Source organism: Oceanobacillus timonensis (assembly GCF_900166635.1).
Taxonomy (GTDB): Bacteria; Bacillota; Bacilli; order Bacillales; family Amphibacillaceae; genus Oceanobacillus; species Oceanobacillus timonensis.
On record NZ_LT800497.1, the window covers coordinates 3,651,069 to 3,665,156 of the forward strand.

At 38.1% G+C, this 14,088-nt stretch carries 18 protein-coding genes; 3 read left to right on the forward strand and 15 right to left on the reverse strand.

Translation table 11 applies throughout. The features are described 5' to 3' along the window. Positions 1-50 precede the first annotated feature (50 nt). From B7E05_RS17920 to B7E05_RS17930, 4 genes are all read right to left on the reverse strand, one after another. Entirely contained in the window at positions 51-1,367 is a 1,317-nt protein-coding gene (locus B7E05_RS17920; protein WP_080875481.1) for a TolB family protein, read from the reverse strand. Between the two features lie 88 nt (positions 1,368-1,455). Beyond that, on the reverse strand, positions 1,456-1,605 hold the full coding sequence (locus tag B7E05_RS22230) for a hypothetical protein (RefSeq protein WP_179134572.1): 150 nt from the start codon (positions 1,603-1,605) through the stop codon (positions 1,456-1,458). Positions 1,606-1,866: 261 nt separating this feature from the next. After that, positions 1,867-2,049 carry a hypothetical protein gene (locus tag B7E05_RS17925; protein ID WP_245833155.1) on the reverse strand — a complete coding sequence of 61 codons (183 nt, stop codon included), beginning with the start codon at positions 2,047-2,049 and terminating at the stop codon, positions 1,867-1,869. Positions 2,050-2,147: 98 nt separating this feature from the next. After that, positions 2,148-2,447: a hypothetical protein gene (locus B7E05_RS17930; RefSeq protein WP_342745010.1), complete on the reverse strand. Its 300-nt coding sequence runs from the start codon at positions 2,445-2,447 to the stop codon at positions 2,148-2,150. A 289-nt stretch (positions 2,448-2,736) separates the two neighbouring features. On the opposite strand from B7E05_RS17930, the gene B7E05_RS17935 reads away from it, so the two are divergent. Further along, on the forward strand, positions 2,737-3,654 hold the full coding sequence (locus tag B7E05_RS17935) for an AEC family transporter (RefSeq protein WP_080875484.1): 918 nt from the start codon (positions 2,737-2,739) through the stop codon (positions 3,652-3,654). Positions 3,655-3,862: 208 nt separating this feature from the next. On the opposite strand, the gene B7E05_RS17940 is transcribed toward B7E05_RS17935, so the two are convergent. The 4 genes from B7E05_RS17940 to B7E05_RS17960 all read right to left on the reverse strand — a co-directional run bounded on the left by B7E05_RS17940 (position 3,863) and on the right by B7E05_RS17960 (position 7,048). Then, the gene (locus tag B7E05_RS17940; protein WP_080875485.1) at positions 3,863-4,357 is read right to left on the reverse strand and encodes a hypothetical protein; all 495 of its coding nucleotides are present in this window, start codon (positions 4,355-4,357) and stop codon (positions 3,863-3,865) included. A 548-nt stretch (positions 4,358-4,905) separates the two neighbouring features. Further along, positions 4,906-5,328: an NUDIX hydrolase gene (locus tag B7E05_RS17950; protein ID WP_080875487.1), complete on the reverse strand. Its 423-nt coding sequence runs from the start codon at positions 5,326-5,328 to the stop codon at positions 4,906-4,908. 2 nt (positions 5,329-5,330) lie between these two features. Next, on the reverse strand, positions 5,331-6,248 hold the full coding sequence (locus tag B7E05_RS17955) for an aminoglycoside phosphotransferase family protein (RefSeq protein ID WP_080875488.1): 918 nt from the start codon (positions 6,246-6,248) through the stop codon (positions 5,331-5,333). Positions 6,249-6,487: 239 nt separating this feature from the next. Beyond that, complete coding sequence (locus B7E05_RS17960; RefSeq protein WP_080875489.1) at positions 6,488-7,048, reverse strand: guanylate kinase; 561 nt, start codon at positions 7,046-7,048, stop codon at positions 6,488-6,490. Positions 7,049-7,522: 474 nt separating this feature from the next. Between B7E05_RS17960 and B7E05_RS17965 the strand changes: the two genes are divergently transcribed. Beyond that, positions 7,523-7,819 carry a TIGR04104 family putative zinc finger protein gene (locus B7E05_RS17965; protein WP_179134573.1) on the forward strand — a complete coding sequence of 99 codons (297 nt, stop codon included), beginning with the start codon at positions 7,523-7,525 and terminating at the stop codon, positions 7,817-7,819. A 73-nt stretch (positions 7,820-7,892) separates the two neighbouring features. Beyond that, a complete protein-coding gene (locus tag B7E05_RS17970; RefSeq protein ID WP_080875491.1) occupies positions 7,893-8,090 on the forward strand; it encodes a DUF2188 domain-containing protein in 198 nt (65 codons plus the stop codon). A gap of 101 nt (positions 8,091-8,191) precedes the next feature. On the opposite strand, the gene ltrA is transcribed toward B7E05_RS17970, so the two are convergent. The 7 genes from ltrA to B7E05_RS18010 form a co-directional block, all read right to left on the reverse strand. Beyond that, a complete protein-coding gene (gene ltrA / locus B7E05_RS17975; protein WP_080874617.1) occupies positions 8,192-9,451 on the reverse strand; it encodes a group II intron reverse transcriptase/maturase in 1,260 nt (419 codons plus the stop codon). 676 nt (positions 9,452-10,127) lie between these two features. Further along, positions 10,128-11,264 carry a 5-methyltetrahydropteroyltriglutamate--homocysteine S-methyltransferase gene (locus B7E05_RS17985; protein WP_080875492.1) on the reverse strand — a complete coding sequence of 379 codons (1,137 nt, stop codon included), beginning with the start codon at positions 11,262-11,264 and terminating at the stop codon, positions 10,128-10,130. A 107-nt stretch (positions 11,265-11,371) separates the two neighbouring features. Continuing rightward, positions 11,372-12,292 (reverse strand): LysR family transcriptional regulator, encoded by a 921-nt coding sequence (locus tag B7E05_RS17990; protein WP_080875493.1) that lies wholly within the window; start codon positions 12,290-12,292, stop codon positions 11,372-11,374. 145 nt (positions 12,293-12,437) lie between these two features. Further along, positions 12,438-12,959: a GNAT family N-acetyltransferase gene (locus B7E05_RS17995; RefSeq protein WP_080875494.1), complete on the reverse strand. Its 522-nt coding sequence runs from the start codon at positions 12,957-12,959 to the stop codon at positions 12,438-12,440. A 184-nt stretch (positions 12,960-13,143) separates the two neighbouring features. Continuing rightward, positions 13,144-13,338 (reverse strand): hypothetical protein, encoded by a 195-nt coding sequence (locus B7E05_RS18000; RefSeq protein WP_080875495.1) that lies wholly within the window; start codon positions 13,336-13,338, stop codon positions 13,144-13,146. A gap of 84 nt (positions 13,339-13,422) precedes the next feature. Continuing rightward, positions 13,423-13,875 carry a hypothetical protein gene (locus tag B7E05_RS18005; protein ID WP_080875496.1) on the reverse strand — a complete coding sequence of 151 codons (453 nt, stop codon included), beginning with the start codon at positions 13,873-13,875 and terminating at the stop codon, positions 13,423-13,425. After that, on the reverse strand, positions 13,872-14,072 hold the full coding sequence (locus B7E05_RS18010) for a helix-turn-helix transcriptional regulator (protein WP_080875497.1): 201 nt from the start codon (positions 14,070-14,072) through the stop codon (positions 13,872-13,874). Before B7E05_RS18010 ends, B7E05_RS18005 begins: the two co-directional genes overlap by 4 nt. Positions 14,073-14,088: the final 16 nt, after the last annotated feature.

The window sequence follows — 14,088 nt, forward strand, 5'->3', positions numbered from 1 at the left end:
TACCTTACCAATGGTCATCCTATCATCTGACCTCGTAAATTCGTAAATATTTATTTAACAAATTGTTTATAAATCAGTATAAATAATAAAACGATTATCGAACAGCCAAAAATTCCTGCAGCCAGCATCCCAAGTCCGATGCCAAACCAAGGATCTCCAATTGCAGCTACTGCAAAACTAGCTGCAAATACAATAATAGCAATCGAAAAACTGATGATGGAGGCCAGATACGCTCTCCCAGCATAATGAAGCAGGTAAACACTCAGCAGACTAATCAGTAAGGTATACAGAATCGCAAGCGTTAAACTGTTCACTGCTCGATCAAGCAGTTGCATCAACTGATGATTATCTGTTGATTGAGGTGCATCCAGTTCGATCGTTTCTATATCATGAGTTACTGTATCAATCGTCATCAACTGATACTCAGCCGGTTCTGATGACCAGTTTGTATTTTCCAAAAATGCGATTTTATTTTCTTCATGAAAAAATACTGGCGAGTCTACCGCTGTTCCCAAATCTGTTAATCTCTCTACATCCTGTGTCTCCATATCCAATAAAAACAATTCATACTCGAAAAGGGAGCTTTCTTGCGTTTCCTCCGATACGTCTGTGAATACCAGCTGTTCCCCGTTCGGCGACAATTGCGGTTTATTAAAAGTTTGAGAGTTTGCTATCTCTTCCGAAACAACAGATGGACTTTCATTTACCGTACCGTCTTCCAAAGAGTAGGAAAAGATTTGTTCTTTCTCTCCATCAAATGCGCTAAAATAAATCATCTGCCCGTCAGGAGAAAGGGAAAGGTGATCCATAGAAGGATAATCGGCGTCTGTCAGGTTTTCTATAGCGCTCCCATCTGTCTTTACGGAGAACAAATCAAATCCAGCGCTCGATTCCGATTCCGCTCCCTGGTTAAATCCCTCTGCGTCGATTGCAACGAAAAAAAGGGTTTCCCCGTCATTGGAAAAAACACTGTCCATCACGTGAATGGAATTGTCTGTTAGTTGTTTTTCTTCGCTTCCATCCTGGTTCATCACCTGAAGTATGTTCATACCTTCTGGATTTTCACTTAAATAAGCAATCTTGTGTCCATCCGGCGAATAGGCCGGGCTACTATCCTTCCAATCAGCTGCATCGGCTATTTTCTCCACACCCGTACCATCAGGATTGGCTGTATAAACAGCTTCTTCCCCGTCTACATAGTACGAAAAAGCAATTTGCGAATCATCCGGAGCCACACTTATTTCTTCTCCAAGTCCGGTAAAATAGCGATACGGATCATCATCTCTCAGAACACCATAGAGTATCGTTCCCGCTAATAACACAAAAATCATACCAATTATGGTCAAAAGAATCCGCTTTCGTGTCATAACTGCTCTCCCCTTTATTCAAAATTTCCGAAAAGAAAATTTCTGCAAGATTGGGTTTTATGTATATAAATCTTCTTTTCTTTATCACTTATCCTTGACGAACAATCTCCAAAAACTGCTCCATTCGATAAGCGATAAAAATAAGCGCCCCTGCCCCGGCACCTATCATGATACCATCTGTGAAAAAGCCGATAATACCTCCAATTAAAACGAATGTTGTAACTTGTAATTTCATCATATAGTGTCTTGCACCCCAGTGTACCTATTTTTTCTTTAGTACGTTACTAAAACTTCTAAGCGTCTGTTTTATATCATAAGAGTAAGATATGAATGTAGAAGCTGCGTTTTTAATTTATCACGGAGAACCGTCCGTAAAACTCCCACTGCGTGAAGTTTCGTTTTATAATGCCTATTCGTATCTCGTTTTTTGGATTACTTCTAAAAAATAGAATCACTCCTTGTCAATTTTACCAGTATATTCACAAGGAAATGATTCTATTTATTTTTCTCCAGGAAATAACACAGCAAGGACGATAATATCATTTTTATCTTTTTCATAATACACTCGGAATTTCCTAATAACAATCCGTGATAAACCTTTATAAACACCAAATTCTTCTACATATGTTTGACCAACAATTTCATATTTTAGAAATTCCTCAATATCTATAATCAATTTCACAATAAATTCCTGTGTCTCTTCTGCTGTGAAATGTGTACTTCTATATTCTAACAGTTTTTTTCTTACAGTCGGCAGTCAAATTATATTTGGGGTACCCACTATTCGAAATCCTTTACAGAAAATGAACGTAATAACTCAGAAGTTGACATTCCTTTGCCCTCTTTATATTCATTTTTACTTTCCTGAATCATCTGTTTAAGTTGAGGATTTTTTTCCGCATCCAGTTTAATGGAATCTTCTTCTTCCTCCTGCAATACGAGGGTGAATTTTCCCTTACCGGCGATAGAAAACTGAAAAACGGAATTATCTCTATCCATATTTTCTATGCGCTTCATAAGCTCTTCTAAAGATTCAATGTATCCCACAAAATCACCACCACTTCGTATTTTCTTTATCATAACACATTGAAGCTTTTTCCGTATCTTGAAAAGAAACAGATTCTTTCTCGTTGATATGAATATAAAAATGAAGAATTTGAATCACATTTTCTATGAAGTACATTTCACTTCAATTCCCCATTTTTTACTAGAACCAATTAATACGGTCATTTCTTTCCATATATAACTATTACTTATCCAAAAAGATAATTTTTTGGTATTTTCCTTATTTTTCTTTCTATGATAGGATAAATTCATATTTACTACCGAGCATTTATCCTATGATGAACTAGTCAGATTGAGGTTAGCAATGTTTATTTTTATTTTATTAGATGTCATCGTACCCATATTGATATTGACGCTGGTCGGCGTTGTTTTGCAACGGAAATTTCAATTTCATCTGAAACAATTATCTACGCTGATTACATATTGCCTCATGCCCGCAGCTGTATTTGTAAATATCTATCAGATTCATATTGAAATGGACGTTGTTGTCCAAATCATCAACTATGTCATCCTGTATAGTTTGATTCTGATTGTCGTGAGTCATATTATTTCAAAAATATTGAAGTTGGATAGGGGGGAAAGTGCAGCTCTAAAAAACAGTATTTCATTAATGAACTCCGGCAATTATGGGTTGCCAGTAAGTCAATTGGTTTTCAGTCAAAATCCCATCGGCTTCTCTGTTCAAGTTTTTATTTTGATTTTCCAAAATCTTTTAACGTATTCTTACGGGATATATAACTTATTATCAGCAACCAAAACAATCAGAGGCATTATGCAATCCTTTTTAAAGCTGCCTGTATTTCATGCACTTCTATTAGGTGTGCTATTTCAGTTATTTTCCATAACGATTCCACAAGCTATTATGATACCGCTTGATCAGCTCGCGGATGGTTTTGTTGCCATCGCACTCCTATTACTCGGAGCACAATTAGCTAACATTAAGCTGCATTTTTTCCATCGGGTAATCACGTGGTCTTTGATTGGAAGACTGGTGATGGGGCCGTTATTAGCATTGTCTGTTATCTATCTGCTGCATATTGATGGCGTTGTTGCACAATCGCTATTTATCGCTAGTTCCTTTCCGACCTCCAGAAATACATCAACGATTGCAATGGAATATCAAATCAAGCCGGAATTGCATGCACAAATCGTTTTATTTTCAACTCTTTTCAGTATCATCACCGTAACCGTTGTGATTTATTTGTCTTATATTCTGTTTTGATTAATGGAGGAGGTTTTTAAAAAGGCGGGAGCTTATAGGAAAATTTGCGTACCTCAGCAAATAATTCTTTCTGAAATAACGTTTAAAATGATGTTATAAAACGAAACTTCCTTCAGTAGGAGTTGTTGCTTTTCTCCCGCTGAAGGAGCCTAAGTGATTCAGGGAGTTAGCGCCCGTTACTTCCCGCCTAAATAAATTTATTCTCTCTTTATTTGGAGACGGGCGTTTTACGGGCAGTTCTCTGTGATAAACTAGTCCTCACCTCTTTTTGCTGATAGAAACAGAAAAAAGCAATGCTGCCTGCAATGAAGAAACAAATGGAAGGGATTATAGCTGCGCCAAACGTAAACAGGTACAACAAGATTGCTGCTATCATATAGAGAAAACCAGGCTTTCTAGAATATTGACTCCGTTGAATTAGGGCAATTAATGCTAAAATCAACGAAAACCCGCTTACAAAAACAGGAAGTAAGCTCAAAGAAAGCAGACCATTGATAAAAGCGTTGGAAAAGAAACTTGTTAATAATGTCGTCACCCATCCTTCTCCATCTCCTTGAAACAGACGAAAGCCAAACGCCCCAATTGTCCAGCGTGTCACATTCAATCCGAAATTTGATAAAAATGGTATCAAACTAATCATCAATACTGTCATTGATCCTAAAAGAAAGCCGGTTATTCCCGCTGCCTTCTCTAATCGTTTCATCATCCTCACCCCAAAATATACTAGTCTTTTCATTCATGAAAAACGATAATACTATTGCGGAAAATGCTACATGGATATAGAAGACAAAAAATTTACTACAGTAAATATGGAGGAATCATTACTTTGATAATTAATATAGTTTACTATTATTAACAATGTCGCAATTATTATATTTCCTATTAAATATCTTTTAAACGATTTTATTGAAGGCTTCATGAATTTTCACCCATCTAAACTACTAGTCTTCTTTATTCTGCTATGTTGTCATTTACATATTAGGTCAATAAATCAAACTACTAAGGCCTCATTATAATCAGACCGCCGGCCAATTCCACTTCAATATGCCGAGTATGAAGAACAAGAGATATATCTTGCCGCGCATTTGGATATACTACTCCATATAATTCTCAATTAAATAATACGTCCTATCTCTTGTTTCAAATGCTTCATAATCCACATATGCATACCTTTCAATGGTGTGACTAGCTGGCATTTCAGCAAGTGTTTGCTCTTTGGTTTTAATCCATTCTATAGGATTGCAAACAAATTTATTTCTCCACACCCTGAAATGCATAAGGAACAGCCCTTTCCAATAAACTTCTAATCCCCGCTTCATGGTAAGGCATCCTTTTATCTGCTTCGTCTATACTTACCCATGCAGTATCCGCAATTGTTTCCGTATCCTGTATTGCAATGTCTCCACCAACTACCATCGCTTCAAACGTAAAAAAGATGGCATGATGATTGTATTTTTCCATAAATGCTTCATTTACAGCAAGAAGACCCTCTGGTTCAATCGTTAATCCCGTTTCTTCTTTCACTTCTCGGACAACTGCTTCTGATAAGACTTCCCCCGCTTCAACCATTCCCCCAGGCATCGTCCAATCATCATGCTTTATATTCTTTACCATGAGCATCTTCGCTTCTATTTCATCGAAAATAAGTGCATAAACGACATCTACCCTTTCCATGTTCACACTCTCCTATCCATGAATTTTTCTAACAACGAAACCGCATAACCATCCATCCGATCCGTCATCAATTCAACCGTTATATCCGTTTTCCCAAAGACTTCCCATCCAGGATACACTTCCGGCTGCCCTTCCAAAACGTCCATTAAGGAAACAATATCCCAATACACATCATAAGAAAAAGGATGTCTCATCTTCTTTTGATAAGCAGATAAAAAAGTATCTGCAGCTTCTACACTATAAAGCATAGCGAGGTTCCAACGACAGTGCCCCACGTCAATACCTGCGGGCCCGAGACAGCCATTAGCCCAATCTACCACACCACTAACTTTATTATTTATCCATAATACATTCGTCGGATGAAAATCCCGATGAATAAATTTTGGCGTATACGCCGGCTCCGGGAGCATTGCCACCTCTTTTAATGCCTGCCATACTTTTGGTTTACCTGACCAGATTGGCACTTCTATTTTCTCTGCTTGTTGATAACGTTCATGCTTCCATGGAAAGCGCTCTATCGAATGATGATGGATTTGCGCTAATGCTTCCGCAAGCGCATGCAGCCATATACCTTGATTAACTGGCAATATATCTACTTTTCCAGCTACTTTGCTCATGACAAGAAGCGAATCGCCGATAATTTCTCCATTCGGGTCAGCAGCTATACATTGCGGTGTTTCAATAGATAAGGATGCTGCTTCTTTTAAGCTGTCCGCCTCTTGTTTGATATCCTTTGCCGTAAAACTGTTCTCTTCATATTGACGTAATACCAGCTCTATTTTCTCATCAGCCAGCTGCAGAACAATCGTATACATTGTAGCTGTGGTACTGCCTTTCAATGAATAAACATCATGAATAACTGCCTTTTGTTCAAAATGAGAAATAATCCATCGCTCTAGCTCTTTGGGAATAGAAACCATACCATTTCTCCTTTATGCTATGAAAAATCCCCGTTTCTTAAAAAGTAAACGGAGATTGTTCATGTTTTATGATATTTTCCTTCTCCATCTTTAGTAAGGCGCCCTGAAGAAAGGCCAATTTTAAATTGCTGCTATCATATATTATGTAAGGCGATCATTTTAATTTTAAAATGAATCACACTTATAGCGGGGAATACAAAATCAATGATGATTTGTAATGGAAATATATCCATTTTTGATTATCTATGAACTCTCTCTCCAACCACTTTTTCTGCTTGTTTCACCGCTTCTTCCAAATTATCGTTTATAATTGTCGTATCGAAAAACTTTTCGAGGGATTTTTCATATTCAATTCTTTCGATTCTTTTTTCGATATCATCTTTAGAATCCCCTCTTTTCACCATTCGATCGATAACATCCTTATCATTTGAAGGCTTGACAAATACTAAATACACATTGTCTCCAAACAATTCTTTAAATCGAATGGCGCCATTCACATCAATATCCTTAATAATCTTATGACCTTTATTCATACTCTCTTCATACTTGTCTTTGATTGTCCCATACCAGTTTCCATGAATATTTTCTGCTTCAATAAATTTTCCATTGATTCTTGCTTCATTAAACTGATCTAAATCAAAAAAATAGTAAGGATTCCCGGAACTTTCTCCTTCTCGCATTTTTCTTGTTGTAACGGAAGGAATATATTCTAATTCCTTAAATTTCTTTAATATCTCATTTATGATAGAATTTTTGCCTGCGCCCGCATAACCGGAAAAAACGATAATTTCTCCACTCATTCAAAACACTCCTCTATGTTGATATAAGAACATGATACATGAGATTGTGCATATTTACACGATATTTTTTTATATTATTATTTCCTTTTTTTGCTTGCTTCTAAGAGAATTTGTCTCTCACAAAAATATATCGATACATATATCAAATAATAACTGCTTTGATTATGTTTGATAGACAGAAATGACATCGTATTATTTTTCGTAATGGAAGGTACCCAACTCTAACTAAAATCAGACAGAGATGTCTAAGGTTATGGTATCCTTCCTTTTGTCCATCGTCAAGTTCATCTTGACTTACGGAGATAACTATTGAAAAGCCAAAAATTTTTGAATAAACCTCGATGATGTCAAACCCTGATTACCTGACCAGACTACTGTTTACCAAAGAAAAAATGCACCGATTTCAAAGTAAAAACAAATTCCTGCATATGTTATCATGTCCTTTAGAATGTTTTACTTCGAGGAGTGATGAAATTGCCAACATGCCAGCATTGCCACCAAAAATGGACGTGGAAACAAACAATGAAAACAACTACAACCCTGGATACTGCATATACCTGCCCCCATTGCGGGGAGAAACAATACGCCACTAAAAAATCAAGAATACAATTTTCACTTTTAATCCTAATTCCTTTAGCAGCCCTGTTTCTAAACTTTTTTAATATACCAGTATGGTTTATTTTCAGCTGGCTGATTTTGGGAAGTATTGTTATTATTAGCCTTTTCCCTGTCGTGTTAAAACTGACAAGTACGGAGGAATTTTTCTTTTGACTTTCGTTCATGTTTTACTCACTCCAACTAAGGGAAAACTTTCCATAACCGCGTTATAAAGGAGTTGAGCAAAATGAAAACATTTAGTGTCACACCGAATGCAGATGAAACAAGTTGGTTTGTAAAACTGGAAAATGTCGCACCGGAAGAAACGTATGCCTCAAAAGATGATGCGCTTGCTGCTGCAGAGCAAATGGCGAAAGAAAATACACCAAGCAAGGTGGAAATCAGAGACAAGGATGACAACATCCAAGACGAAAAACGATTCTAGCATGTTACATTCCAGCCGTATAAATAATCGAGTAGGAGGAGGTGACTAACCTCCGACCTCTCACACCACCATACGTACGGTTCCGTATACGGCGGTTTCATTTATGTCCAACGCTTCGTTAGATAGCTATTAGTTAGACTCTTCAAACCTTGTTCTGACCAGTATTGGTCACCAAGCGCTCTATGCAAGATAGGGCTATTGGCGGTTCGCCAATAGCTCTTTCTTGTGTTTGCCCATTCCCACGCTTTTCCTTTCTTGATTCCTTGTTTCACGAGATTCTTGTGTTTCGTTTTCACTTTCTTCCACTCTTTCCAACGTATCATTCGTAGACGTCTTCGAATCCATCCGTCGAGTTCCTTGAATATCGTAGGTGTTTCTGCTAACTGGTAGTATCCCAGCCAGCCTGCGAGATATTGATTCAGTTTCTCTATTCTGTCCCCCATATTCATTGATTTCTTTCGAGACGTTAATTCTCGGATTCGTCGCTTGAAACGTTTGATACTTTCTTTCGCAATCCGTATCTTGGGATTTTCCTTATGAAAGGTGAATGAGAATCCAAGGAATTTACGTTTCCATGGGCGGTCTACCGCACTTTTCTCTTTATTGACTTCCAATTTCATCTTCTTCTCTATAAAGTTGGTGATACTTTCCATTATTCGGTGTCCTGCTCTTTTCGAACGGACATAAATATGAAAATCATCCGCATAGCGCACGAAATGGAGTCCTCTTTTCTCTAACTCTTTGTCCAGTTCATCCAGGACAATGTTTGAGAGAAGCGGACTTAACGGTCCGCCCTGAGACGCTCCTTCTGTATTCGGATGTACCACTCCGTCTTCCATGATTCCTGCTTGCAGGAATCTGCGGATAAGCTGAAGGACTTTCGGGTCTTTGACCCTCCGACTTAGCGTCCGCATCAAACGGTCGTGGTTTACTTTATCGAAGAATTTCTCTAAATCCATATCAATCACCCAGCGATATCCGTCCTTCATATATGCCCTGGCTTTCCTTACAGCGTCATGACCTCGACGCTTTGGGCGGAAGCCATAGCTATTTTCCGAGAAGGTCGGGTCATATATCGTGGTGAGCACTTGTGCGATGGCTTGTTGGATAAAACGGTCTAACACGGTGGGAATACCCAGTTTCCTCATACCGCCGCCTTCTTTATGGATTTCGTAACGGCGAACTGGTTGAGGGTAGTAGGTACCCGTTTCTAGTTGCTCCCGAATAGAAGCCCAGTGTTCCATGATATGCGCTCGTAGGTTTTGTACGGGCATTCCATCAACTCCGTGACTTCCTTTATTGCGCTCTACACGATGCAGAGCTGTCATTAGGTTTTCTCGTGCTAGAATTTGTTCCAACATGTTATCTAACTCCTGCGTGAATTGTCCTTTCTTCTTGTGTGGCAATGTCTCTCAGCCCTTCTAATGTCCCCCGCGGGATTCACCGCTTCCTCCATTAGGAAGGTTTCATGTTTCTGCTTCTTCGAGTATTGCGTACGCGAAGTGGCAATTCTCCTTAAATGATTCAGCCCTTCCCAGATATTCTAGAACTATCTGGTACTACGGCTTCGGCTGACTTCTGATAGTTCAGTGAACATTCGCATGTTCAGTTACGGCATGTGTACCGCATTTCTATCAGACCTCCCAGGGTAAGTACACACTCTTCCTCCCCATATCCCTTCTTCATTTACTCTATGCACCCTTTGGCAGTAAGGGCTTTGACTTGTTATGCAGTCTCACCCAAGTACATCTAGCCTTCTATGAAGTTTGTGTTCCTAAGGGCGGGGGTTTGCCGCCGACTTCCTTCAGATTCTGGGTCACCCCCAGACACCCTTGTCTTGAGCTAACCACTACTACTGCCTTCGTGATTCGGGACTTTAACCCTAGAGAATGTGCACATGCCTGGCACACATACAGAAAAGGAAGCGCTTCTCCAGCGCTTCCTTTTCTGTATATCTTTAAAAAGAATGCAATTATTGAAAATGGATTAAACAGGACTCGCCTCTGTCGCCTTCGTTAGCTCAAAAAATGAATCCTATTATTTTCCCCAAACTTCCTCAGCAACTTCTCTTACTAAACGCAACTTATTCCATTGCTGCTCTTCCGTAAGAATATTCCCTTCTTCCGTTGATGCAAAGCCACATTGCGGACTGACGCATAAACGTTCAATCGGGACATACTTAGAAGCTTCTTCAATACGCTCTTTAATTTGAGCTTTATCTTCCAAATCTGGTAGCTTCGAAGAGAATAATCCCAATACAACAAGTTTGTTATCACTTACATTGACTAATGATTCAAATCCGCCTGCCCGTTCGGTATCAAATTCTAAGTAATATGCTTTTACTTTTTCTTTGCCAAATAAATGTTTGGAGATTGCATCATAAGCACCGGATGAAAACCATTTTGAATGATAGTTTCCACGACACACATGTGTTGTAATAATTAAATCTTCTGGTTGATTTTCAATTACTTTATTATTTACATTCACATATAGCGAAGCAACTTCCTCTATATTCGAATCATCATCACGGCTGGTCCAATGGTTTTTACCGACAAGCCTGCCCCATGTGCAATCATCCAGCTGCAAATTCCGGCATCCCGCTGTGTATAAATCCTTCACAACCGATCGATAAGCGGATGCAATATCTTCTACTAATTCATTTAAGTCTGGATAAATGCGCTTTGTCGTTTCCACATTTTCCGGGCGTTGCAGCTCTGATAAAAACTGCGCCGGAGCAGGAATCGTCTGTCTCGCCACTGCCTTTTCATCCGCAAATTGCTGAACGAATTGAAAATGCTCGACAAAAGGATGATGTTCGCCGCTGATTTTTCCTGTTAAACGAGCTGTTTCTGCACGTGTTTCTTCGCCTTTAAATTGATAGCCTTGGTCGATCTCCTGTTTTTTTACCCCTTGCAAGCCCCACATAAAATCGAGATGCCACCAGGAACGTCGAAACTCTCCATCTGTAATTGCTTTTAACCCGACATCCTTCTGTTTCTGGATTAAATCTTTAATCGCTTCATCCTCAACTGCTTTTAACTCCTGCTCAGAAATACTTCCTTTTGCAAATGCTTTACGAGCTTCCTTCAATTTTTCCGGACGCAGGAAGCTTCCCACATTATCAAAACGGAAGGGTGTTTCGGTACGTATACCTTCTTTACTTGCCACTGCCATTACTAATCTCTCCTTCGTTTCATTGGTTGAGATTAGTCTATCATGGAAATCCTATTATCAGATAACACCTAAAATCTATCGTTTAGTATAGCTTTTGTCTATATCCATTACGGTAAACTTTTTCTCTCTTCTTCAATACTGGACTGCAAGTACGCAATATAGGTTTCCGCCATCGGGCTAAGCTCCATATCTTTATGAACAATATAACCAACATGAATCACTTCATCAACTTTCAAAGGTACCGCAATAATATTATCGCCATTCAATTTTTGACTGATAACTCCTGTTGATATCGTATAGCCGTTCAGTCCAATCAGCAGGTTAAACATCGTCGCCCGGTCCCGGACATGAATATTTTTGGGACGGGTCAGCGTGCTTAATATCTCTTCCGAAAAATAAAAGGAATTGTAATCTCCTTGTTCATACAGCAGATAAGGGTATGGCTCTAAATCTTCCAACGTGATATAATCTTTTTCCGCAAGTGGATTCTCCCCGCTGATAAACACATGTGGTGTTGCTTCAAATAGACGATGGAAGGCTAAATTCCCTTCTCTTAAAAATTTGCGGATGATTTGCTCGTTAAAATCGTTCATATACATAATACCGATTTCGCTATTTAAATTTTTGACGTCTTCAATGATTTCATATGTCCTTGTTTCCCGGAATGTAAAGTCATATTCATCCCTGTCATAATCTTTTAGCAGACGGACAAAAGCGCTGACTGCAAACGCATAGTGCTGGGCAGACACGGCAAAATGATGCTGAGGTGCTGCATTGTTGGAATAACGATTTTCCAGTAATTCAGCCTGCTCCAACACTTGTCTGGCGTATCCTAAAAATTCCGAACCCTCTTTCGTCACATGAATCCCTTTATTTGTACGTGAAAAGATTTTAACACCGATTTCTTTTTCCAATTCTTTCAACGCATTGGACAGGCTTGGCTGACTGATAAACAGGGCTTGAGCTGCTTTGGAAATGGAGCGGCTTCTTGCTACTTCAATGACATATTTTAATTGTTGTAAGGTCATATTTTTATCTCCCTTTTACCTGTATCATAACTATATTCTAACAGAAAAATATACGTATGATGCCGCTTATTAAAACTCCCTGCCAGTTTCACTTTATATATGTCATCTGTATCCAAAATTTGAAGCATACTTTCTTTATCATCCATTATGATAAAAATAATTGATACGCATATCTCTCTCCATTTACAAACGGCAGATGAATAATTCCCTTAAACGCAAACCCTGCTGATAAAATAACTTGTTGCATGGCTCGATTTTGAGGGTGGGTATCAATCCGTATTTCAGATAACCCTTTTTCTTTACATAAAAGTAGCAGCAGTTTTAGAAACGTTTTTCCATAGCCTTTTCCATTTATCTCTGGATTGATAGCAAATTTATGAATGGTCGCATAACCTCCTTGCGATGTATCCCAACCACCATAACGTATGGATGAATAAGCTGGTTCTTCTTCATCTGCTATGATTGCTGTACCAATGATTGTTTGATTAATTGTAAAAACATAATTATTTCCTTTTTCTATCTTATTTTTGATATCTGCTTCTTTGGGAGCATCTTCATTGGACCATTGCGGCGACCCAGATGCAGCCAGTTTATTCCGTGAATCGTTGATAATTTGCATAACCTCTTGAAAATCTTGGAGGCTTCCATTTCTTATTTCAATATTCATATTTGCCACCTTCTTTTATTTTTCACTTTACATTAAAACGATATATGAAAGGAAGAAATCAAAATAATAAGCGATAAAGCAGTAATCCTCCCCTATATTATTCCATTAACAAAATAAAAAGCTACTTCGTGAGCTAATCGAGATTGGCTCAAAAATAGCTTTTACAAATGATGACAGGACGTGATTACTTTTTATAAAACAGATGGTACCAAGCATAAGCAAACAGCGCAACACCAATTCCCATATTCCAATTCCATATACTCGCATCAAAGTTTAAGTAATAAAAAACATTTAAACACATAATTACAATTCCGAAAAGAAATAGCACAGGAAATACTATATTTTCCAAACGATATTTTCTTACAAAGATTTGAATCACTTCTATCGCCTCCTTCGATAACTTCTATAGCATACACACATATACATTAATAATATATGATTCTACATATTATTGTAATAACCTTCACAATAATTCTTTATTCTTTTTATACGAGCATTTTAATGAAATAAGGTTAATTAAAAAGAAAATGACACCTACACTTATCCCCATTATTAGAAATTCATACCAGCTTGCATTGTTGGATATGATTGTATAAATAAGATAAAGTATCGCATAAGTGATAGTAAATGAAGCTGACCTGGATATAAGGACTTTTATTTCTCTTTTATATTGTGTTTTCGTCGCAATCTCGGCATATTCCATCCCAGACAGTATATACCTAGCTAACGTATAAAATAGAAATACTGCTATACCTGCAAATAGCATAAAATCTACGTCTAGGGCAATAAAACGATTAATAATCAGCATCATGCCAAGAAAAAGCACAAGTACGACTGCTCCTTCAGCTACAAAGTATAGCAGCTTCTTTTCTTTATATTCATCATCCGGCATCAAAAAAGATATCCATGTTTTCATTGATCTTCTACCTCCCAAAATAATTCATCTAATGTTTTACTCAACTCTTTTGCTATCGAAATACAAAGTTGAAGCGTAGGGTTGTACTCCCCTTTCTCAATCAAACCAATTGTTTGTCTTGTTACACCAACTCTTTTCGCCAGTTGTTGTTGTGTCATCGATGTTTTTATACGTGTTATTTTCACATTATTTTTCATTATCCAACCTACTTCA